Origin of the sequence: Acidianus sp. HS-5, assembly GCF_021655615.1 — an archaeon.
In the GTDB taxonomy this organism is placed as follows: domain Archaea; phylum Thermoproteota; class Thermoprotei_A; order Sulfolobales; family Sulfolobaceae; genus Acidianus.
In genome coordinates this window covers 1726959-1748151 of sequence record NZ_AP025245.1, presented here as the reverse complement: position 1 = coordinate 1748151, position 21193 = coordinate 1726959, and the positions used below count along the sequence as shown (strand labels likewise).

Annotated in this window: 23 protein-coding genes; 14 read left to right on the top strand and 9 right to left on the bottom strand. The window is 33.5% G+C overall.

Going from position 1 to position 21193, the window contains the following annotated elements; translation table 11 throughout:
• Positions 1 to 84: 84 nt before the first annotated feature.
• Positions 85 to 375 (top strand): hypothetical protein, encoded by a 291-nt coding sequence (locus HS5_RS09290; protein WP_236751130.1) that lies wholly within the window; start codon positions 85 to 87, stop codon positions 373 to 375.
• On the opposite strand, the gene HS5_RS09285 is transcribed toward HS5_RS09290, so the two are convergent.
• A complete protein-coding gene (locus tag HS5_RS09285; protein ID WP_236751129.1) occupies positions 362 to 775 on the bottom strand; it encodes a winged helix-turn-helix domain-containing protein in 414 nt (137 codons plus the stop codon). The two genes, HS5_RS09290 and HS5_RS09285, sit on opposite strands and share 14 nt — an antisense overlap.
• Before the next feature lie 101 nt (positions 776 to 876).
• Between HS5_RS09285 and HS5_RS09280 the strand changes: the two genes are divergently transcribed.
• A complete protein-coding gene (locus HS5_RS09280; RefSeq protein ID WP_236751128.1) occupies positions 877 to 1419 on the top strand; it encodes a hypothetical protein in 543 nt (180 codons plus the stop codon).
• 47 nt (positions 1420 to 1466) lie between these two features.
• Here HS5_RS09280 and HS5_RS09275 read toward each other — a convergent pair whose 3' ends face one another.
• Both HS5_RS09275 and HS5_RS09270 read right to left on the bottom strand, forming a co-directional pair.
• Positions 1467 to 2333 (bottom strand): dihydrodipicolinate synthase family protein, encoded by an 867-nt coding sequence (locus HS5_RS09275; protein ID WP_236751127.1) that lies wholly within the window; start codon positions 2331 to 2333, stop codon positions 1467 to 1469.
• A gap of 22 nt (positions 2334 to 2355) precedes the next feature.
• A complete protein-coding gene (locus tag HS5_RS09270; RefSeq protein ID WP_236751126.1) occupies positions 2356 to 3882 on the bottom strand; it encodes a cation:proton antiporter in 1527 nt (508 codons plus the stop codon).
• A 35-nt stretch (positions 3883 to 3917) separates the two neighbouring features.
• On the opposite strand from HS5_RS09270, the gene HS5_RS09265 reads away from it, so the two are divergent.
• Both HS5_RS09265 and HS5_RS09260 read left to right on the top strand, forming a co-directional pair.
• Positions 3918 to 4313 (top strand): metal-dependent transcriptional regulator, encoded by a 396-nt coding sequence (locus HS5_RS09265; RefSeq protein WP_236751125.1) that lies wholly within the window; start codon positions 3918 to 3920, stop codon positions 4311 to 4313.
• Between the two features lie 49 nt (positions 4314 to 4362).
• Positions 4363 to 5274, top strand: a complete 912-nt coding sequence (locus tag HS5_RS09260) for a sulfite exporter TauE/SafE family protein (RefSeq protein ID WP_236751124.1) — start codon at positions 4363 to 4365, stop codon at positions 5272 to 5274.
• On the opposite strand, the gene HS5_RS09255 is transcribed toward HS5_RS09260, so the two are convergent.
• Positions 5254 to 5562 (bottom strand): hypothetical protein, encoded by a 309-nt coding sequence (locus HS5_RS09255; RefSeq protein ID WP_236751123.1) that lies wholly within the window; start codon positions 5560 to 5562, stop codon positions 5254 to 5256. The genes HS5_RS09260 and HS5_RS09255 overlap by 21 nt on opposite strands.
• Positions 5563 to 5600: 38 nt before the next feature.
• On the opposite strand from HS5_RS09255, the gene HS5_RS09250 reads away from it, so the two are divergent.
• From HS5_RS09250 to HS5_RS09225, 6 genes are all read left to right on the top strand, one after another.
• Positions 5601 to 6086 (top strand): hypothetical protein, encoded by a 486-nt coding sequence (locus HS5_RS09250; RefSeq protein ID WP_236751122.1) that lies wholly within the window; start codon positions 5601 to 5603, stop codon positions 6084 to 6086.
• A gap of 244 nt (positions 6087 to 6330) precedes the next feature.
• Positions 6331 to 7767 carry an MFS transporter gene (locus tag HS5_RS09245; RefSeq protein WP_236751121.1) on the top strand — a complete coding sequence of 479 codons (1437 nt, stop codon included), beginning with the start codon at positions 6331 to 6333 and terminating at the stop codon, positions 7765 to 7767.
• Positions 7767 to 8393, top strand: a complete 627-nt coding sequence (gene udg, locus HS5_RS09240) for a type-4 uracil-DNA glycosylase (RefSeq protein ID WP_236753524.1) — start codon at positions 7767 to 7769, stop codon at positions 8391 to 8393. The genes HS5_RS09245 and udg overlap by 1 nt, the downstream gene beginning before the upstream one ends.
• Entirely contained in the window at positions 8371 to 9150 is a 780-nt protein-coding gene (locus HS5_RS09235) for an SDR family oxidoreductase (protein ID WP_236751120.1), read from the top strand. The genes udg and HS5_RS09235 overlap by 23 nt, the downstream gene beginning before the upstream one ends.
• Before the next feature lie 111 nt (positions 9151 to 9261).
• Entirely contained in the window at positions 9262 to 10752 is a 1491-nt protein-coding gene (locus tag HS5_RS09230; protein ID WP_236751119.1) for an ATP/GTP-binding protein, read from the top strand.
• A 2-nt stretch (positions 10753 to 10754) separates the two neighbouring features.
• Complete coding sequence (locus tag HS5_RS09225; RefSeq protein WP_236751118.1) at positions 10755 to 11060, top strand: DUF131 domain-containing protein; 306 nt, start codon at positions 10755 to 10757, stop codon at positions 11058 to 11060.
• Here HS5_RS09225 and HS5_RS09220 read toward each other — a convergent pair.
• On the bottom strand, positions 10998 to 12260 hold the full coding sequence (locus tag HS5_RS09220; RefSeq protein ID WP_236751117.1) for a Glu/Leu/Phe/Val dehydrogenase: 1263 nt from the start codon (positions 12258 to 12260) through the stop codon (positions 10998 to 11000). The two genes, HS5_RS09225 and HS5_RS09220, sit on opposite strands and share 63 nt — an antisense overlap.
• A 67-nt stretch (positions 12261 to 12327) precedes the next feature.
• Positions 12328 to 13647, bottom strand: a complete 1320-nt coding sequence (locus HS5_RS09215; protein ID WP_236751116.1) for a hypothetical protein — start codon at positions 13645 to 13647, stop codon at positions 12328 to 12330.
• A gap of 44 nt (positions 13648 to 13691) precedes the next feature.
• Between HS5_RS09215 and HS5_RS09210 the strand changes: the two genes are divergently transcribed.
• Complete coding sequence (locus HS5_RS09210; protein WP_236751115.1) at positions 13692 to 14117, top strand: NUDIX hydrolase; 426 nt, start codon at positions 13692 to 13694, stop codon at positions 14115 to 14117.
• Here the strand turns inward: HS5_RS09210 and cysS are convergent.
• The 3 genes from cysS to HS5_RS09195 are packed head-to-tail and all read right to left on the bottom strand — an operon-like array spanning position 14098 to position 16872.
• Positions 14098 to 15501 carry a cysteine--tRNA ligase gene (gene cysS, locus HS5_RS09205; protein WP_236751114.1) on the bottom strand — a complete coding sequence of 468 codons (1404 nt, stop codon included), beginning with the start codon at positions 15499 to 15501 and terminating at the stop codon, positions 14098 to 14100. The genes HS5_RS09210 and cysS overlap by 20 nt on opposite strands.
• Before the next feature lie 17 nt (positions 15502 to 15518).
• The gene (locus HS5_RS09200) at positions 15519 to 16442 is read right to left on the bottom strand and encodes a bifunctional phosphoglucose/phosphomannose isomerase (RefSeq protein ID WP_236751113.1); all 924 of its coding nucleotides are present in this window, start codon (positions 16440 to 16442) and stop codon (positions 15519 to 15521) included.
• Positions 16435 to 16872, bottom strand: a complete 438-nt coding sequence (locus tag HS5_RS09195; protein WP_236751112.1) for a hypothetical protein — start codon at positions 16870 to 16872, stop codon at positions 16435 to 16437. Before HS5_RS09195 ends, HS5_RS09200 begins: the two co-directional genes overlap by 8 nt.
• Before the next feature lie 49 nt (positions 16873 to 16921).
• On the opposite strand from HS5_RS09195, the gene HS5_RS09190 reads away from it, so the two are divergent.
• The 3 genes from HS5_RS09190 to HS5_RS09180 all read left to right on the top strand — a co-directional run bounded on the left by HS5_RS09190 (position 16922) and on the right by HS5_RS09180 (position 21191).
• The gene (locus HS5_RS09190; RefSeq protein ID WP_236751111.1) at positions 16922 to 18232 is read left to right on the top strand and encodes an FAD-dependent oxidoreductase; all 1311 of its coding nucleotides are present in this window, start codon (positions 16922 to 16924) and stop codon (positions 18230 to 18232) included.
• 68 nt (positions 18233 to 18300) lie between these two features.
• The gene (locus HS5_RS09185; RefSeq protein WP_236751110.1) at positions 18301 to 19380 is read left to right on the top strand and encodes a DNA double-strand break repair nuclease NurA; all 1080 of its coding nucleotides are present in this window, start codon (positions 18301 to 18303) and stop codon (positions 19378 to 19380) included.
• Entirely contained in the window at positions 19377 to 21191 is a 1815-nt protein-coding gene (locus tag HS5_RS09180) for an ATP-binding protein (protein ID WP_236751109.1), read from the top strand. The genes HS5_RS09185 and HS5_RS09180 overlap by 4 nt, the downstream gene beginning before the upstream one ends.
• Positions 21192 to 21193 lie beyond the last annotated feature (2 nt).

The following is a 21193-nucleotide window of genomic DNA, read 5'->3' as shown; positions in this document are numbered from 1 at the left end:
TTAAAATGTTTAAACTTTTTCTGACTATAATTAAGCGTGAGATTTGGGTAAATTCTTTATAAATCCTCCTCATCATATTACTTTATGTTCGAGATCTGGTATATTCATATCTCATTAGCTTTAATATCAGTTATAGTCTCCATATTGATATTTGCTGAATTCTATAGGCTTAAAAGAGAGTTCAACAAGAGTAAATTATTTTCAGTGTTGCTAGTAGTTTCTGTATTTCTAACCTTAGATAGTGTATCAGATCTGTTTGCTTTCTCTATGTGGAGCTCCAATAGAAATCCTGTCATAATCTACCCTTCGTTAGCAATATCAGTTTTCACGACAATTAGTATAATACTTCTTTATTACTATATTACCAGAGTTTAGTCTCCTTGTATTTTCTGATCAGCTCTTTTATACTTAAAGCCGATGAAATTCCGATAATTATCGACCCGAATACTGCTGAGTCAATTATTTTACCGGATAACAAGAGTATAATTTCTAAAGCTAGTGACGTTAAGAAGAATGAAGACCAAAAGCCTGAAATAGGAATCAGATGATTTGCAACTTTTACAAATTCTGAGATTATAACTTTATTAATTATATAACCCTCTTGAGTTTCTTTGACTAATCCCTGCTCTTCAAGTTTCTTCAAATGATAATGAACTAAAGACGGTGAACTAATTCCTAAATCTCTTTGTATTTTCTTTAATCCTATGGGCTTTCCTTGCTTAAGAAGATAATAGTAAATTCTCTTTCTTGTCTCATTGTTGTTAATGCTCTCCATATTATCAAAAAATATATTATCTACTAAAATAAAAATCTTGTTAGTATACAACTGTATACATAGGGAATAAGTATAAAAATTCTTAAAAATAGGTAGATTTTGTGAATCCTTTATTAATGATTATAATAGGCCTAGTTTTTGCTATAATAATAGCATTCTTTGTTATCTTAATGATACCTGCAGATGTTTATTACGGTGTTCATATTAGAGGATCTACTAATATAACTTTGGGTACATTTCATCGTAACTTAGATATAAACTATTCTAGAGATAACATAACGTATTACTCCGTAGCCTCTCCGCTTAACGCTACATTATTAAATACAGAATATACTGCAGAAATTTCCGTTAATAAAAACATTTATTTTGCCATTTCTCCAAGTTATATATATACTAATTCTGACAATTCCAAAATAAATTTCAGTATAAAAATTCATGTTTATTCTACTAATTGTTTTATTAACGTAAATATACCTTCAGGAGGGAAATATTATAATATATGTTGTCTAAGTGAAAACGTAACTGGGAATCAAATATTACTTTCTGTAAGCATAAAGCTAAATAATTTACAAAAAGATTCATTATTAGTTATTCCAATATCTGTTAATTCTTGTACAAAATATCTTCAAATATACATTAAATAGTCAGACGGGGATATTCCATTTCATCAACTCATACTTCATCGAGTTCATCATAAATTAAATTCCTTTAGACTATGATAAATTGCAGAGTCTGCAGTTATATTTTCTTCTAAAGGCTTTCTACTACTTCCCATATCTAGTCCCCTATATCTTAAAGCTATCTTAATTCCTGCCGGATAGTCAGTTAAAGAAGTAACATCGACTAGCTTATCTATAGTTTCTTGAAGCTTTAACGCATCAGGAATTTTACCTTCTTTTACGCTCTTATAAAGTTGAGAAACTATTTCCGGGGCAAAATTAGATATTCCAGACACTATGCCATCTACACCATAAAGCAATGAAATAAGCATAAATTTATCATTTCCAGATAGAAATTCAAATTTACTGTTTAAGCTCTTAAGGAATCGCATATAATTTATTAAACTCTCAAAGTCTGACGTAGTATATTTCATACCTTGAATTATTCCATCTTCTACAAGTTTTTGTAATACGCTGAGTGGAATATTGTACCCTACTAAAGATGGAATATTATATACGTAAACTTGTTCACCAAATTTGCCTAAATCTTCATAATAATGAATTAAACCCTTTTCGCTGGGTTTGTGATATATAGGAGGAACTGAGAAAATTCCATCTGCTCCCAAATCAACAAAATATTTTGTAATCTTTAAGGAATTGAAAGTTGAGTTTTCATTAACTCCTAACAATGTTTTTCCTTTAGCTAGATCTATTACCTTCTTTGCTACCTGCATTTTTTCCTCTATTGAGAGCATATTAAATTCTCCAGTAGTTCCAAGAACCCAAAAACCATCTACTCCTCTGGTTAAATCAAAATTTATAAGTACATTAAGGGCATCTAGGTTTAAATCTCCAGATGAATTAAACGGAGTAACAAGTGCTGTTAATAATCCTTTCATACTTCTCTGCAAGAATCGTGGATTAAATCTTTAACGTTAATAATAATCTAAGTAGATCTCTCTCATAAATGGTACCTACAAGTTCTCCATCTTTATTTAAAATTCCTATTACTGGAACTTCCTTTTCCTTAAAAGTGTTAAGTAACTCCTTTATTTTCGCATCTTCATTAAGTGTAACAACCTCATGAAGCTCAATATTACATACTTTCAAGATTTCGTATTTTGAAGGTTCTATTTCAAGCAATTCTTGTGTAGATACTACTCCTAAAGCCTTTTTCTCCTTGCATACAATTATTACATTAACTCCTAGTTCATTTATTTTTTGAATTACACTCCTTAAATTCTCATCACATGATACTGTAACGTATTTAAAGTTGGGTAGTATACTTGAAATTTTACTTTCCACTTTGTTTCTTTTTTGTTTTCCTTTCACATTATAACCCGAAGTTGCCTTAAAGAGTAGCGGAATTATAAGAGCAGAAATAGATATTGCCAATGCGGCAAAAGAATATTCAACCCTATTTATTAAACTCAAACTTAATGCACTGATCAATAATGAAGCGTCAACTCCTCCTTTGGTAGAAGTACCTAGTGCGTTTATTAGACGTGGAGTCTTTACTATAATCGACGAGACTAACCCTGCTAAGAATTTACTCGTAATAATCGTTAGAGTTATTATAATACCTAGGGTTAAAATTGAGAAATTTATTTTTGTAAAATAGAGCCCTATGCTTACGAAAAATAACGGTTCAAAAAATCCGTAAGTAAAGCCATGGAGCTTATCCAAAAGATCCTTTCTATCTTTAAAATAGTCTCTGAGCAAAAATCCTAAAAATAGTGCTGAAATTGCTGAATTAAAACTAAAAATTTCAGATATAAACGAGATTAAAAGAATTAAAGATATAATACTTGCAAATTCAACTTCTCTCGCATTTATATATACTTCTATCTTTTCCAAGATTCTGGCTATGTAAGGCGACAATAAAAATATACCGAGAATTATTCCTATAATCTCTACTGCTGTAAGTATGAAATTCTTTGATAAATTGCTAATAATGGCAAAAATTATTACTGAAGTTATTTCAACCACTGTTCCTTCATAAAAAATCATAACGCCTGTTTTCTCCTTAGATATTCCAAGATCAATAAGCAATCTAGTCAAGGGTCCTACACTAGTCATTCCTAGAGGTATTGCTAAAAGCAGAGCATCAGGTATTTTGAACAACAATAATAGTATAAAAATCGAAATAAAAGGCATTACTAGTTGAATTATTGATGAAAATAAAACATTCTTATCTGTATTTATATCAGTTAATCCTATTTCTTCAGCTCCTGCCAAAAATAATAAAAACACTATTCCAAGGGATGTTATGAATGATATTATTTCATTAATTTTTATAAAATCAAGAACTCCTTGTCCTAAAATTATTCCTAAGAATATCGAGCCCACAAAGGGTACAAGTTTTAGCCTAGAGAAAGCCTCCTCCATTAATTTTGCTAATATCAGCATTATGCCTATGTAAAGAAGAGATATTATTAGTAAACTCATGGTGAAGGTTTATTATTCTCTTAGATAATATAAATTTGATGAGGTATTCTCATAGAGAACTACAATATTTACTAGTAATCAAGAGGTACAATGATGGCGGAAAGCCTGCAAGACTTAGTAGTATAGCTAAAGACATAAAAGTTGCTCCTGCAAGTGCTTTCGAGGAATTAAACCATTTAGCAGAAAAGGGCTTAGTTAATAAGGATAAAAACGAAATCTGGATAACTGATGAAGGAAAAGAGTATATTATGAAGGCAATTAGAGCTCATAGAGTAGTAGAATCGTTCCTAGTAAAACTAGGTATGAGTAAAGATGAGGCTTGTGAATATTCTAAACAATTCGATCTAATGGTTCCAGAAGAAATAATTGAAAAATTATACATATTTCTGGGTAAGCCTTCAAATTGCCCTCATGGAGAAGAAATACCTTAACTTTTCACAAACGAAACTTTTTAAAATATAAAGTAAAGAGAATAAAGTTATGATAGCAATAGTAGTTACCCCAATCGAGTATATTCTTGCAATAATCTCAGGAGTTCTAGTTGGTTTCAGTTTAGGCTTGATCGGTGGAGGAGGTTCAATATTAGCAGTACCATTACTACTGTATTTTGTTGGGCTAGCTACTGTTCCTTCTCAGTACGCATCAAATCCGGCTTTAGCTCACGAGTATTCAGACTATGTTGCTCACGTAGCTTTAGGAACTACCGCTCTAGCTGTTGGACTAAACGCTTATATTAACAGTTACATGCACTTTAGAAAAGGTAATGTAAGATTACCAGAAGGTATAATGTTTACGATACCAGGAATTGCAGGGGCAATAGTTGGCGGGTATGTTAGCCATATAACTCCCGGTCAATCCTTGTTGTTTTTCTTCGGAATTCTAATGATAGCAGTAGCGTTACTCATGTTAAGACCTCAAAAGCAAGTTAGGGAATTAACTAAAGCTTCAACGACTCAGATAAGTTTAAGGAACTTATCAACCCTCTCAATAAAGTCTCTAACTTCTGATGTCTCAATAAAGAAAGTGATTCCTGCAGGCTTCATAGTAGGTTTTGCTTCGGGCTATTTCGGAATCGGAGGAGGATTCCTAATAGTGCCCGGTTTGCTATTTAGTACTGGTTTATGTATGATTAAGGCTGTAGGAACGTCGCTAGTTTCAGTAGGTACTTTTGGTATAACTTCTGCAGGAGTTTATGCGTACTATGGTTACGTTCTTCCATTGGTTAGCATAGCTTATTTAGTAGGAGGAATAGCAGGTGGCTACGCAGGAGCATCCATAGCTTCAAGAATGCCTAGAGGAATGCTAAGGAAAATTTTTGCAGCAATTATTATAATAACGGCAATTTATATTATGTATGAAAATATTAACGGGTTATTGACCCTGCTCCATTAAACTTTCATAAAGTTCATTAATTTTTTTGGAAAGAATTTCTATACATTCTTTAGAACCTTGCAGGACGTCATTATAATTCTCCTTGGATAGACCATCTTTTATCTTCCCTATGCATTGCTTTAGGTCTTCTTCATTTTCATACTTATTAAGGAAATAGTTTAATTCACTGGATATCCATTTATAAACACTGTTTTCTTTCCTCTCTTCAACGTGCCTCTTAACTTTTTCCAGCGCAGTTCTAGATAAGATAAAGTCTTGCATATCGTAAAACTTCTTTGAAAACGACATATGAAAAAATCTATATATTATAGCATAAAGCTTTACCTATGAACTTTTCTCCAACGACTAAAGGAGAGTATTATATGACTGCAGGGATAATTGCAGTTATTATCGTACTAATTTCTCTTGTCTTTGGTCCTCTGGCACCTTTAGATGAACCCAAAGTTTACGCTTATAATGGCGAGATTTATAATTTAGGGGATGCTGTTGGAATTTCGTTTTCTGCGTTCATATCATTAATGATTTTCATAATATCAGCAGTAATACTCTGGGGCAGTAAGAATGTATGGTATAACGTACTAATTGATGCTTCAGCAATTTCTTTTATTTTCCTTAACTACTTAAACTATACGGTAATTTACTTAACTTGGCATCCGCAAATGTATATTCTTCCATTTTTTATAGAAATAATCTATAATGGTGCCAAGGCATTACAGCTGGATTTAGGCCAAGTAGTCTTAATAATCCTTTTATATAGAGTTTACAAAATAATGAAAATGCCCCGTCCCCTATTTGGGTCTGAAAAGCAGTAATGCTTTAGTGAAGATCCACAGCCGGACGGGGTACATGATGATGCCGACATAAACGGAATAGTGAAGACAGGGTCGATGACCTGATATTAATAAGAGTTGGACGAACAAAGTTAACATCTTTCTATAGAAATTAATGTCTTTTAATTTATCGTTAAAGAAAAACGTTGAATAAGTAGTTATTATTATTTAAACGGGATTTAGCTAAGTTTTATAAACTTTAGATATATCTAAAATACGTTCTAAAATGGATTATGACCTAAATTATGCTAGAAAAGCCCTCTATATTATGGCACCTTTAGCAGTAATGGTAATGTATACAGAAGGAATGTTAATACCTTCTCTTCCATCAATAGAGAAGGAATTTAGCGTTACTGCGTCACAAGTAAGTTGGGTAATATCAATTTACTTGTTGAGCGGAATAATAATGAATCCTATAGCAGGAAAGCTTGGAGACATTTACGGTAAAAAAAAGATACTTAGCATAGTGATCTGGATTTATGCAATAGGAGTAACGTTAACGGGATTCTCTCCAAACTTCGTTGCTCTCATTATATTTAGGGCGATTCAAGGATTAGGATTGGCAATGTTTCCTTTAGCTTTCAGTTTAATAAGAGAAGAATTTCCTCCAAATTTGGTTCCTAAGGCTCAAGGTACTATAAGTGCAATGTTTGGTATAGGTAGTGCAATATCTCTGCCAATAGGAGCTTATATTTCGCAGACATTAGGGTGGCAATATACTTATCATACAGTGATTCCTTTAGTTATAATACTTGCAATACTCATTTTCAAAGAAATAAGGGAATCAAGAGTAAGGTTACAAGGGTATAAAATAGATTATGCAGGAGCAGGAATTCTTGGTATTTCACTGGCGGGAATAATAATAGGAACTACTGAAGCTCCAAGCTGGGGTTGGACTTCGTTAAGTACTTTAACTCTATTACTATCTTCTATGGTATTATTTGCAGTATTTGTAATTTTTGAAAGCAAAGTTAAGTATCCTCTAATTTCCATTACGTTATTAAAGAGGAAGAACGTTCTTATAGCCAATTTAGCTGCAGTAGTAGCAGGTTTTGCAATATTCATGGCATACCAATCCTTAACTTACTTATTTGAAGAACCAAACCCAATAGGATACAACCTTGATATATTCATGACAGGGTTGTCTTTACTTCCTCTGGCATTAATACAGATAGTAGGTGCAATGAGTGCAGGCAGAAGTATTTCGTTAAAGGGACCTAAGCCTGTCTTAGTTTTAGGATCGGCGATACTCATTCCTGCTTATTTTATAACTTCAATATTAGTTTTAAACGGGTCTTCTACATCAATAGCACTGATTATTCTGATTTCTTCGATTTCAATGCTTGGTGCTGCATATCTTAACGTTTCTCTAATAAATCTCCTTACTTTTTCAGTAGAGAGGGAAGTTATGGGAATCGCAACGTCAATAAATACGGTATTTAGATTAATAGGAGGAAGTTTAGGTCCAGCAATAGCAGGGTCAATAATGGATACTTTTACTACTGCAGTTAAGATTCCAAATACCTACATTACTATAGACATCCCTTCAGATTACTCATTTTCTATAATATATACGATCTCTGGGATTGTTGCAATCATCATGACAGTTATGGCTTTGCTTTCAAACAACATTACATATAAGAGACTTGAAACAAGTAAATGATAATGATTCTGGAAGAAATTGCCAAACAAGTCAAGGAATGTACTAAGTGCAAGCTTTATTTAACCAGGAAAAACGCAGTCCCTGGAGAAGGTAATCCTAATGCGGAGATAATGCTAATAGGCGAAGCTCCTGGAGCAAATGAAGATGAAGAAGGTAGACCTTTCGTAGGTGCAGCAGGAAAATTGCTAACAGAACTACTATCTTCAATAGGCTTGAGTAGGAAGGATGTTTTCATAACAAACTTAGTTAAATGTCGTCCTCCTAGTAATAGAGACCCAGAAGAAGACGAAATACTAGCTTGTTCTCCTTATCTTGATGAGCAAATAAAGGCTATAAAACCTAAGATAATTATAACATTAGGCAAGCATTCTACAACTTACATTCTTGGGAAAATAGGAATAAAAGTAAAATCTATTTCTTCTGTTAGAAGTAAATTCTTTACTTGGAACTATGAAGGTACAACTATTTCAGTATTCCCCACATATCATCCTGCAGCTGCACTTTACAATCCTTCTCTTAGGGACGAGTTATTTTCAGATTTTAAGAAAATTTCTGAAAGATTAAATTCAAAAACGTTTACTCTTGATTACTTCTTGAAGAATAATGGATCTGGGAATAAGAAATAAAAGGGTTATTGTAACTGCATCGAGTAAAGGTATAGGTTTTGCTACAGCAAAAAGGTTTTTAGAAGAAGGAGCGTCTGTGGTTATTTCTTCTCATGATGAGAAGAACTTAATCAAGAGTTATGAGAAACTTAAGGAAATTGGAGAAGTTCATTACATTAAGGCAGATTTAACTAAACCTGAGGAAGTTAAGAATTTGATACAGAATGGGTCCTCAATTTTAGGCGGATTGGATGTTCTAGCATATGTAACAGGTAGTCCTAAACCTGGAAACATCTTAGAGCTTTCTAATGAAGACTGGTATCAAGGTTTCAATTTACTACTAATGAGCGCGGTAGTTGCAGTTAGAGAGTCAGCAAAGAAGATGAAAAGTGGAAGTAGAATAATTCTCTCAACTTCAATTACCTTAAGACAACCTTTAGATAACTTAGATTTATCTAACGTAATTCGTTTGTCTTTAGCAGGTCTAATAAAATCTGCCTCAAAGCAATTAGCCCAAAGAGGAATATTAGTTAACGGAGTAATGCCAGGCTGGACATTAACTGAGAGAGTAGATCAACTTGTTAAAGATAAGGCTAAAAGAGAAGGAAAAAGTGAGGAAGATGCGTTAAGAGAAATTATTAAGGATGTTCCTTTAGGCAGGCCTGCTAATCCCGAGGAGATCGCAAATGTTATAATATTTCTTGCATCTTCCCTTTCGACTTACGTGACAGGTTCAATAATACCGGTTGACGGTGGTTATATTAAGGCAATATTTTAAAATCTCTTCTGCTAATAATACCTCCTTTTTTCTTTATATAAAGAAATTCACTTCTCCATTTGCCTAATTGTTATATTTAGTATTCCCTAATCTTCTTGTTAGTGAAGAGTATTGAGATTACTCGAGTTCTATACTAACAATTTTAGGAGCCTAAGCGATGTGAGCATAAAGGACGTCGGAGGACTGAACGTGATTGTAGGGTTTAACGGTTATGGAAAAACTAATTTCTTATCATCTATTTATCTGTTTATAAAGAATTTGAGCGCCGGAATCGAAAAGAGATCCTTTGAAGATAATAATCAAGAGTACCTCTTACTTTGGCAAGGCTACGATACCTCCAAAGAGATAACTTTGGGAGGCAAAGTGGAGTTTTCAGAAGATGAAACTGCTAAAGCAATAGGAAAAAGAAAAAAGATAGAAGTTGAAATTATAAACAAACTAAAGTATGAAAGGGGAGAAGTAAAGTGGGATTTAGATACAATTAGGATAAATGATAATATACCTACTAGGGATGAGATAGATGAAGCAAGGAGACTATTTGAATTAGCTTCACAACAAGTTGAATATGTTCCAATATTCGATCAAGCATATTTTGACAATGTGATGAAGAGAATAATAGAAATAAGCAGATCTCCCATTAATTTGAGGAAATACTGGTACGATTTTGTAAATCTTGTAAGTGCAACAATCCCAGAGATTAAAGGTTTGGAAATATGGGAAGGAGGAAAGTTGGTATTAAATGTTTACAACTTGCCTATATACATAGATTTAGCAGCAAGCGGGTTTCAGAGAGTAATTTTAATGCTTTTCGTAATATGGTTAAGTGGTAATAAAGTCTTACTTTTGGAGGAGCCCGAAGTTAATATGCATCCTACTTTGCAATATAAGGTTACTAAATTGCTTAAAAGCTGGACAGAGAATCAGATGTTGCAAGTATTTATGACTACGCATTCTCCTTTTATAGTCTCTAGCGATGTTGATAATTATATAATTCTAAGGAGAAAAGAAGGAGGATTTTCTAAAGCTGTGAGCGTAAAGCCTAACGAGGAGTTGAAAAGTATGTTAAGTTTACTAAAAGTAAATCTTAGCGATCTTCTTTTCAGTAGATACATAATTCTTACCGGAGAAAACGCTGAACCTTCAGCAGTTTATAATTGGCTAAAGAAGATGAATATTTACCCAGAATATAATGGAATTTCAATTTACGCTATAAGGTCTGATATGGAACTTCATTCATGGCTAAAGCTAAAAGAAATACTAAATCTTGATGTAGTATTTTTAGGACTATGCGATAAGTTAGACCAAGGTGTAAAGGATTCATGTATACCCTTATCTAGGGAGATGGAATCTTATTATACAAAGACGGGAATATTAGAAGCACTAAAATTAATTGGCATATATCCAGATGAAAAGGAGTTGAGGGATTTAAGTAAAGATGAAAATCTAAAGTGGCTTATAAACGTAATGAAAAGAAGAGGGTTGGATTACTATTATCTAAGATCGTCAATAAGCGATATAATTACTAGAGTAGATTCTGTTGAGTTACCTAAGGAGGTAGAGTTATTAGGGAATAAAATAAAATCTATGCAATCTTATAATTAATTATGATTTCACAATACCTTGATGAACTTGGCATATTACTGATAATGTTAGGTTTCCTTATAGTATTTCTAGGAATAATTTATGAGGCTTTCAAACCAAAAGAAGAAAATGAAGGAAATAAAACACAAGCAGGGGGTATAATCCTTATAGGCCCAATACCTATAATATTTGGATCTTCAAAAAAGATAGAAAAATGGATGCTGATAGTTGCCCTGATTATAGTCGTTATAATGGCTTTACTTTATCTATATGAGACCTCTAGCCTTCATGGCATTAACTACTCTTTCTACAGCTACTACCATAGCTGATGTTCTTAAATCTTGATCTTCTAATTTGCTATATTTCGTATACATCTCGCTAAATGCTTTTTCCATTCTCGATAGTATTAACTTCTTAGCTTCTTCCTCTTCTATGATTTCTCCCATTTTATTATTAGCCCATTCAACATAACTCCCTACAACTCCTCCAGAATTTGCTAAAATATCTGGCACTACTGGGATATTCCTTTGTTTCATTATTTCATCAGCGTCTGCAGTAAGAGGTCCATTAGCGCCTTCTACTATTAGTTTAGCTTTAACTTTAGGAGCGTTAAACTTGTTTATCACATTTTCCAAAGCTCCTGGAATTAGAATATCACAATCGCTCACTAACAATTCGTCATTTGTAACTTTCTTCCCTTCTGGATAATTTGTTACCGATCCCGTTCTTTCCTTAACTTCTATTAACTTATTATAATCTAATCCATTATAATCTATTATTCCGCCTTTAGAGTCACTTACACCAACGATCTTAGCTCCCATTTCTGATAAGAATTTAGCTGCGAAAGATCCTAAATTACCGAAACCTTGTATTATAACTCTTTTTTCTTCTATTCCATCTAAGAATTTCTCTGCAGCAAGTTTAGTAATATGCGCCACTCCTAAGCCAGTGCTGTATTCTCTCACAGAAATTCCTCCTAACTCAACGGGTTTACCCGTAAAAGCTCCTAAATCAACTTTTCCTGAGACTTTTATATACTCGTCTAAGAACCAAGACATGATTTGTGAATCTGTATTAACGTCTGGTGCAGGGATATCTAAATCGCTTCCTATATATTTATAAAGTGCATCTATAAAATTCCTGGAAAGAATTTCCAACTCCGTTCTAGAAAAGGATTTAGGGTCAACTCTTATTCCTGCTTTTCCTCCACCATAAGGAAGCTGTAGCAATGAGTTCTTCCAGGTCATGATCATTGATAAAGCAATAACCTCGTCTTGAGTAACATTAGGGTGATACCTTACTCCTCCTTTATAAGGACCTAAAGCGCTATTATGTTGAGATCTCCAGCCTGTAAGAGTTCTAATTTTACCGTTATTGCCAGGAATCTGAATTTTTACTTGAATTACTCTTTCTGGAGTTGAGAGAGCCTCTAATTGATCTTCTTGTAAACCGAGTATTTCTCCAACTCTATATAATTTCTTTATCTGTTGGGTATATAAATTAGAAGATAAAACTTCTTCTACTGCCATTATAGAGAAGTTATTCTTGGTATAATAAAAATCTAATCTGATAGAAGTTTAAATTGTTAAAAAATTCTCATTTTCTTTTATATAGAAGAACAATTAATGCTACAATTATCATCGTTACTATTATCGAGACCTCCAATGCCGATGAAGGATCTATTGCACTATATGGTAATTTAGTATTAGTATAATTGAAGTAGTCAGGATAAGTAGAGTTTAAAGAGATTATAGAATTTCCAGTAAATTCTAATTTTTCACTCGCGTTGTATATATTTCCATCTATTTTACCAGATTCCTCTTCTATTAAAGTTCCATCATGGAAGTATAATAAAGTAAAACTAGTATTAGTCTTATTTTCGTATTCTATAACGTTATTGAAGGTCTTACCTAGTATATTTAAGCTAGTTATATTAACTCTACTGAATTCCTCATTTTCCCAAACTATTTTGGTGGAATTACATGCTAGAAAAGTTATTGGTAAATTAGTATAATTCCCTATAACAATATTAAAATATGGATATACTACTTGCTGTCCAGCAGCAAACCTTAAGATGCAATCTCTATATACAAAGTAACCATTAGCGAAAACATAGGGATAAAATATTTCTCTATAAGTGTTTGGAGTTAAGTCTGCATATAGTGATGAGTAAGTATACTCTAAGTATGTATAAGGCTTGAAGGCTTCTTCCAATTGATTACTCATATATTTTAATCGTGTAGACGAATTTCCGGATATACACTTTAGAATGAAATTAGCACATAAATTGTAGGTCTTGTTATCTATTTTATATGAAAATGTGTAGTTGAAATCATATCCTATGCCGTTACACAAGACGTAAAAGGACTTTGATGAAAAATATGAAATATTTAGATATTTATATACAGTATAACTTGTATTATCTAACTTAATTTTAGTTTCATTAACATACTGTAAGCCTAATCCTACATGTGTTGCCACGAAATAGAGAGCATAATACGTTGAATTATATAGTAACTCTGGATAAATATATGGGTAATTGAAAGATAAGGCATCGTCCAAGAGAGTTACGTTAAATATGCCTGGCTTTAGAAAAGTTGTATTAGATATGTTAAATTTTGATAAATTGTATGCAGAGTATATCTTACTAACATTATAGTCAACTTTTATTACTCCATTACATTGTGAAACAACGTTATATTCTGCAGTATAGTTTGCCAGAAATTTCATTTTTGTTGTGCTATTAACTGTTGTTTCATTATAAATGGAAATAACATAGTTTAGGTGTGAATAGAAAGGAATTTCATTAATTATAGTATTTGCTGTAAGAGGAGGGGAACTAGGTAATGCTAAGGATAAAATTTGGACGAAAGGTACTGCAATTAAAAGGGCTAGGATTAGTGTATACTTCAACATCATATAGACACGGTTAAATATTAATTAATAACTTTAATCCCACTATGGAAAGACCTCTTATAGCAGTAGGTGGAGTTATTCTTTCAGATAAAAAGGTACTGTTAGTTCAAAGAAGTAAACCTCCTAACAAAGGAGCTTGGGCTATTCCAGGAGGAAAAGTAGAATACGGAGAAACATTAAAGGAAGCGTTAAGGAGAGAAATGAAGGAAGAATTAGACGTTGATGTTAATCCAGAAGACCTAATAGGAGTAATTGAAATAATAAAGGAAGGTTTTCACTACGTGATTCTAGATTTCCTTTGCGAAATAAAGCACGGTAAAATTAAGGCAGGGTCAGACGCCCTGGACGCTAAATTCTTCTCTCTAGAAGAAATGAGCAAAATTGCTGTCTCTCCAACTACTATAGAAATGATGAAGAAATATTTTGAAGGAGAAAGAATTCCGCTATTTATTACTGAAACCTCCAAGTAGACTTATCTTTAGTATCAAGAACTTTTATCCCATGAGACTCTAATATGCTCCTTATTTGATCTGATAAATCATACATTTTCTTTTGTCTCAATAAGTTTCTTATTTCTATCATTCCGTCAATGACTTCATAAATCCTTTCATAGGCTAATCCCATTTCTTCATCCATTACTCCGTATATTTCATTGAATATCCTAAATCCATCTAACGCTATAGAAGCGCCCAAGAAATCTCTACTACTCTGTAACTTTGAAAAAACAATGTTTGATATATCATGGATTTTCTTCAATGCTGTTGCAGTATCGAAGTCACTACTCATTGCGTAGTCAAACTCCATAATTTTCTGTATAATTTCTTTCTGTACACCAATATCATCATCTCTTGAGTAACTCTTAGGGCCTTCCTTAAGTATGTCCTTTAAGACTGCAACCGCATCCTTTAACCTCTGTAGTGAAACTTTACTTTGTTCTAAATTCTCGTCGCTGAAATCAATAGGTGATCTATAATGGGATGATAAATACCAATACCTCAGTACATCAGCACTATATTTCTTTATTGCCTCCTTCAGAGTTATTATGTTTCCTAAGGATTTACTCATCTTTTCTCCTCTGATGTTTAAGAAAGCTACGTGCATCCAGTACTTTACCCACGGTTTTTCAGTTAACGATTCAGTCTGTGCTCTCTCGTTTTCATGATGAGGGAATATTAAATCCATTCCTCCGCCATGTATATCGAATTGCTCGCCAAGATATCTGGTTGACATTGTAGAGCATTCTATATGCCATCCTGGTCTTCCCTTACCCCAGGGAGATTCCCAATAAGGTTCTCCCGGTTTCCAAGCCTTCCATAGAGCAAAATCGTAGGGATGTCTTTTTTCTTTAACAAATTCCTCTCCTTGGTTCCATTGATCTTTTCTGGTGTTAGACAATTCTCCATAATTAGGATAAGTGTCGACATCAAAATATACACTACCGCTTTGAGTTACATACGCGTGGCCTTTATCTATTAATCCTTGAACGAAGTTAATAATTTCCTTTATATGTTGGCTTACCCTGGGATGTAAATCAATTTTAACCTTTAATGAAGATAGATTTTCTAAATAATCCTTTGAGTAGTAGTCAACAATTTCGTCCCAAGGCTTTCCAGTCTCTTTAGCTCTATTAATAATTTTGTCGTCTATGTCAGTAATATTTTGAATTCTTATTACATTATAACCTTTGAGTCTCAAGTACCTGACCATTGCATCATAAGCTACGAAAGTTCTTCCATGGCCTATATGGACGTAATCGTAGACTGTAGGTCCGCAAACGTACATTTTAACTATTCCGTTCTCTACCGGAGAAAAATCCTCAAACTTTCGTCCTAAAGTATTGAATACTCTTATCACAAGTAAAAAGAAGTAAACTATCCTTTAAATATAACAGATGTACGTTCTCTGCACTTAGGAATAATGGTTAATTTCTCAGGATTCTCTTTTAGAGTATCAGCTAAATAAATTGAAGTTAGTCCTGCTAACAATACTAATGAAGAAATATTCTTCAGTTTTTCCGTAGAGGGGGGAATTATCCTTTCAGCATTAAGGACTCCTGCAGTTACCTCATCTATGCTTTCGTTACCGATTACTATAGGTAAAAGTAAGTCCTTTCCCCTTGTGTAGCTTTCAACTTCGTTATGGTTAACTTCCGGAATTTCACCGTAAAATGCGGGAGACTTTGCATTCTCGTTAATCTCCTGCTTAAACCTTATCGCTATTGGGAAGTAAGTTGAAGCATAAAATACTGGAATTTTACCTATTATCTTATTGGAAAGTACTTTTCCTTTGTCCTTGTACTTCTCCTTGTTTTCTATTATACCTTCTCTCAATTCGTTCAAATTTATCTTATCAGCTGCAACGCTAGACAGAATTTTAAGTAAAGAAGTTATAAGTACTGGAAAAGAATATCTAGTCTGTGAAAGTCCTTTAACTTTGATAAAATATATTTTTTCCTTATGCTCTTCAGCGATCTTCTGCAACTCACCGTTAGAGGATATTACTACTATTTTAGATCCTTTATCCAGTCCTTCTTTAACAGCCTGAATAGTTTCGCTCGTAGTACCTGAGTAACTCATTGCTATTAATGTTGTGTTGTCGTCCAGCTTCCTTGGAATTCCAGTTATAGCCCTATAATCTACATTATAATCCAATATTTCGGCTATTTTTCCCGGTATATAACTCCCTCCCATTCCTGTAAATACTACTCGGTCAGTTTTTATTTCGAATTCTATTTCTTTAGCTTCTTTTATAGCCTGATCAAAGAGTGAATCCCATTTTAGATAATTTTCAAGCATTCTTTATCGCCAATGCTATACTTATTGCTGGAGGGTTAGAAGTAATATTTACATTAATGCTTTCTAATCCGAATTGTTTAATGTTATGCTTAAAAGTAAGCACAACATCTGAGACTATTTGTGAAACGCAGTCAAGCAGATCCTGAACAATTTTGCTGAATTTATCGTTCGACAGCATTGAAAGTACTGAAGGTTGCATAATGTAAGCATACATTAAGTTAGTCCTTTGAATAAGTTGGAAAAAGTCTGAAAGCGCTTTATCATAATTATTTTCTGAGGTACTCTTATCAAAATTGCTTACTAATTCTTCTTCCTTATCTACTTGTTCCTTAATAAACTGCAGTATTCCCTGTTCTGCTATACTTAAACTAGTTTCACTCAAATTATTTAATTCCTCACGTAGGGAACTTATCTTGTCTTTTGCTATCATGATTATTCATAACGAAATTAAATATAAATCCTTAATCTTTATGAATAATATGGACAAAGTAGTAGTCTTAGGCGGCGGAGCCGCAGGGATGAGTGCATCTTCTAGAGTTAGGAAACTAAATCCTAATGCAGAAATTACTGTCTTTGAAGAAACTAAAATGGTTAGCCATGCACCATGTGGAGTTCCTTATTTTGTTGAAGGGTTATTTAATGATGAAAATCTATTTATGACCTATACGCCTTCTTTTTTTATAGATAAGAGGAAAATAGACGTTAAAATAAATGAGAAAGTTGAAGAGATAGATCTATCCTCAAGGATCGTAAAAGTTAACGAGGAAGGAACTAAGAAGAACGTTGAGTTCGATTATTTAATTATTACTTTGGGTTCAAAACCAAGGAAAATTAACGCTGAAGGAGATAGGATATTTTATGCGCATCATCCAGCAAATGCAGTAGAGTTAAGGAAAGCGCTCTGGGGGTTAAATAAAATAGCGATCATAGGAGGAGGAATATTAGGAGTAGAAATGGCTGAAGCTCTTTCTAACATAGGAAAGAAAGTAGTGCTCATTCATAGAGGAAATTACATCCTTAATAAAATGCTTGATGAAGATATGGGGAAAGTAATTACTTCCAGCATGGATGTAGAGCTTAGATTGAACGAAAGTTTAGAAGAGGTAAGAGAAAGTGGGAGATTAGTCGTAACGGATAAAGGAAAGTATGAGGTCGACGGAACTTTAGTTGCAATAGGCGTAGAGCCTAATGTGGATTTAGTAAAAGATCAAGTTAAGTTAGGAGAAACTAGGGCAGTATGGGTAGATTCCCACATGAGGACTAGCGTTAGAAACGTTTATGCTGCAGGAGACGTCGCAGAGACTATTCACATGGTTACTAAAAGACCCATTTGGATGCCATTTGCTCCAGTTGCTAATAAGATGGGATTCGTTGCAGGAAATAATATAGCTGGAAAGGAAATGGAGTTTCCTGGAGTAGTAGGGACAATGATAACTAAATATAAGGATTACTTTATAGCAAAAACGGGAATTTCAGAGGCAGAGGCAAAACATTACGGTATTAAAGTTTATTCTGCAATGATAAAGTCTAAGACCAGGGCTAGGTATTATCCTGGAGGAAAAGATATTTACGTAAAATTGATTGCAGAAGAAGGTAGTAATAGGATTGTAGGAGGCCAAATAATAGGAGGGGAGGAAGTTTTAGGAAGGATAGATATGTTGGCAGCAATTATAATGAAAGGATTTACTGTAGAGGAGACATTCTTCGTAGAGATGGGATACTTGCCTGCAATAGCTACTGTATGGGATCCAGTAATAATAGCTACTAGGCAATTGATGAAGGCTGAATAGGTATTACGCCATATTTAAATATTTCGATTATTAAACATTAATAGAAGATGCAATCTCAGCAAAATATTATGGAAATACTCAACAGCGTTGTTGTAAAATATGTTTCGAAATATTTAACAATTACATCACTTGATGACTACCGAGATAATGAAAGCCCTTCTACTTTCGAAGGTGAAGATGTATTCTTTGAAGTTCATCCTTCTCGAACAGATCAAGAGTTCTATGCAGTAGATGGAAGTAGTAGGAGCTTTGTTTCTGGAAAAGGTATAATAAGTGTATCAGCAGTTGCTCTCTCCTCTTCCTCAATTCCTATCTACGGTGTTTATCCTTCTTTAGATGGGGAAAAAGAGTTAGAACTAAAAGAGCCCTTTATTGCCGTGGCCTCTTCTGTTCATGAAAATTCTAAAATAGACCCTTACCTTTATTTCGGACCTTACGTCTCTCCTATTTCCATAACTGGAGATCCCTTTTACTCAAGTGAAGGGTTTGAAGTGATAGAAGGAGAAATAAGGTCGGTATTAGAGACTAAGGCCTTAAAAATAGTCAAAGGTAAGGGAAAAGTAATAGTTGATGGCCCTCTTTTTCCTTCCTATTTATATTTAACGTCAAAATTTAAGGAAAAAATTTTGGAAGAAAGAAAAAATGTAATAGATAAGGACTTTTTAGGTATAGTAAAGAGGTTGGACAAATCCAGAAGTTTAATAGATTCAATAGATAATAAAACAAGATCTACCATTTATCAGAAATATAGGATTGATCCTAAAATATTTCTTTCTGACGAGTCTTTTATACTTCACTTGGTTAGGTTTAATTACTCTCCTCCTTACAAGATTCTAGCCTTAGGTCCTTTTTCAAAGAAAATATGTGAAAAAATAAATGTTTATATGTATTATTTGGTAGTTCCTTTTCACCCTTACGTATCGAAGTTTTCGATATTAAGAATAGAGTCATTATCCAAAGATCCATCAATTTTAGGGATTATAGCATCAATGGGAATAACTAAGGACGGGATTCCTCCTTTACTTGCACTGGCTGACTTTAAAGCAAAGAAGATCAGCTTAGCCCTTTATAGATATATTGTATCAATAGTAGAAAGGCTTGGAATTCAAGCAAGTTTTTACAGCAGGCTTTCAGGTGAGGTTGCTTGACCAGTGACGAGTTAATTAACAACATTAAAGATAGAGTTGATAAAGCTAAGGCTTTGGCAATAACTTTAGGCAATATCATAGGAAAAGTATCTCCAAATTCCCCAAATAAGATAGACGAAGAGAATTACACAGTCAACGTAATTATTGATCCTTATACTTATTATAAATATCCATTTTTAGGAAGGATAGGAGTATTTCTCGGGACAGTAGATATAAAGACCCTTTATTTCATTTTATTGAGAGTAATAGGGTACGAAAGAAGTGATGTAAAGTCGTTTCTCTTTGATAATAATAATTTTGTAAGTAATGTTGAGGAGGAAACTCCAGGAACTTTGATAAATAATGTTACGCTTAAATGTGAAATGCTCACAAAAGTCGATATACTTTCGTCGTCAGAACCTTCTCCTGCAGATGTTGTAATAGAACCTCAATCTCCAGTAGTCCTACCCAATGCTGATTTAATAGAGAGATCTTTAAGCCTAAATAGAGGATTACTAAAGATAGGTACTTTGGATTATTTAGACTTAGACGTGAAAGTCAGCCTAAGCCTGGACGATTTAAATTATCATGCATTGATCATTGGAACTACTGGAGCAGGAAAGACTTCCTTCATTAAAGACCTAATCTCCGGTTTATACGTATTAGGTGAAGAAGGAACTAAAGTATTTATATTAGACGCGACGGGAGACTATTACCATGTTTTCCTTCCTCCGGATTTTACAGATAAAGGAGTAAAGCAAGGCATTGACGAATTTGAGAAATTATATGGCAAGCTGAATAAAATGGAAACAGACGTAATATTTCCAGTAACCAAAACTTGGATTAGAAAATATGCCAGATCAGGAAAAGTGGAATCTATTACTTCCGCTTACCACGATCTTTACGTTAAGCCATTATTACAATATCTTGATATTAAGGGGCTAAAAGTTTACTCCTCAGTAGTAGGTAATCAAATAATTTTATCCAATAGCCAGTGGAATTCTAAGATAACTCTTCATCCATTCTTCTTTAAATATAAGGACGTTAGGAAAATATTGTATAAACTTAATCCTTATTTTAGTGAGCAAGCTTCCCATTTCCTTAAAATATTCTCATCAAGTAAAGAAGCTAAAGAATGTCAAACTTTGGAGGAATTGATAGACATTCTAGACGACTCCGAATTTGATAAGTTCAAACTACATAAGAGTACTAGAGAGAACATCTTAAGGGGTCTGTATTTACTTAGGGAAACTGAATTATTTGATTTAAAGGCTCAAAGAGATCTCTTGGTAAGTGTCACTAAAAACTCTGGTAGTTTAATAATCTTTGATACATATAATGGAGAGCTTGATGACCTTTCTCAGAAGATATTAACTTACTATTTCCTTGATAGATTATTTGCCTTTAGGGAAAGACAAATGAGAGAAGGGAACATTAAGGGAAGATTTCTTATAATAATAGACGAAGCTCACAGATTTTTCCCTTCAAGTAAAGGCGGAGAAGAGGATACAAATTATGTTAAAAGGGTTGCAGGAAAAATAGCTACAATGATGAGGTTAGGAAGAAGGAGAAAAATAGGCTTTATATTTTCAACTCATAACCCTTCAGATCTTAGCGATATAATAGTTCAGCTAGCCAACACAAAATTTATCTTTCGTATAAATAAGGAAATTGCAGAACAGCTAGGTTTAACTCCTACCGAGGCTAAAATACTCAGCTGGGAGAGGAATGGTATTGCTTATTTAGTTTCTCCATGGCTTAGGCAGGGGAAGGTAAAAATTAAAGTTCCTGTTCCACCTCCTATAGGACATTATGATTTATCGAAGACGTGATG

Excerpts from the sequence above, each read along its gene's own strand:
- HS5_RS09235 (WP_236751120.1), top strand. The coding sequence starts at position 8,371 with ATGGATCTGGGAATAAGAAATAAAAGGGTTATTGTAACTGCATCGAGT.
- HS5_RS09245 (WP_236751121.1), top strand. The coding sequence starts at position 6,331 with ATGGATTATGACCTAAATTATGCTAGAAAAGCCCTCTATATTATGGCA.
- HS5_RS09190 (WP_236751111.1), top strand. The coding sequence starts at position 16,922 with ATGGACAAAGTAGTAGTCTTAGGCGGCGGAGCCGCAGGGATGAGTGCA.
- HS5_RS09210 (WP_236751115.1), top strand. The coding sequence starts at position 13,692 with ATGGAAAGACCTCTTATAGCAGTAGGTGGAGTTATTCTTTCAGATAAA.
- HS5_RS09285 (WP_236751129.1), bottom strand. The coding sequence starts at position 775 with ATGGAGAGCATTAACAACAATGAGACAAGAAAGAGAATTTACTATTAT.
- HS5_RS09215 (WP_236751116.1), bottom strand. The coding sequence starts at position 13,647 with ATGTTGAAGTATACACTAATCCTAGCCCTTTTAATTGCAGTACCTTTC.
- HS5_RS09260 (WP_236751124.1), top strand. The coding sequence starts at position 4,363 with ATGATAGCAATAGTAGTTACCCCAATCGAGTATATTCTTGCAATAATC.
- HS5_RS09195 (WP_236751112.1), bottom strand. The coding sequence starts at position 16,872 with ATGATAGCAAAAGACAAGATAAGTTCCCTACGTGAGGAATTAAATAAT.
- HS5_RS09220 (WP_236751117.1), bottom strand. The coding sequence starts at position 12,260 with ATGGCAGTAGAAGAAGTTTTATCTTCTAATTTATATACCCAACAGATA.
- HS5_RS09290 (WP_236751130.1), top strand. The coding sequence starts at position 85 with ATGTTCGAGATCTGGTATATTCATATCTCATTAGCTTTAATATCAGTT.
- HS5_RS09255 (WP_236751123.1), bottom strand. The coding sequence starts at position 5,562 with ATGTCGTTTTCAAAGAAGTTTTACGATATGCAAGACTTTATCTTATCT.
- HS5_RS09275 (WP_236751127.1), bottom strand. The coding sequence starts at position 2,333 with ATGAAAGGATTATTAACAGCACTTGTTACTCCGTTTAATTCATCTGGA.
- HS5_RS09225 (WP_236751118.1), top strand. The coding sequence starts at position 10,755 with ATGATTTCACAATACCTTGATGAACTTGGCATATTACTGATAATGTTA.
- HS5_RS09270 (WP_236751126.1), bottom strand. The coding sequence starts at position 3,882 with ATGAGTTTACTAATAATATCTCTTCTTTACATAGGCATAATGCTGATA.
- HS5_RS09200 (WP_236751113.1), bottom strand. The coding sequence starts at position 16,442 with ATGCTTGAAAATTATCTAAAATGGGATTCACTCTTTGATCAGGCTATA.
- HS5_RS09185 (WP_236751110.1), top strand. The coding sequence starts at position 18,301 with ATGGAAATACTCAACAGCGTTGTTGTAAAATATGTTTCGAAATATTTA.
- HS5_RS09250 (WP_236751122.1), top strand. The coding sequence starts at position 5,601 with ATGAACTTTTCTCCAACGACTAAAGGAGAGTATTATATGACTGCAGGG.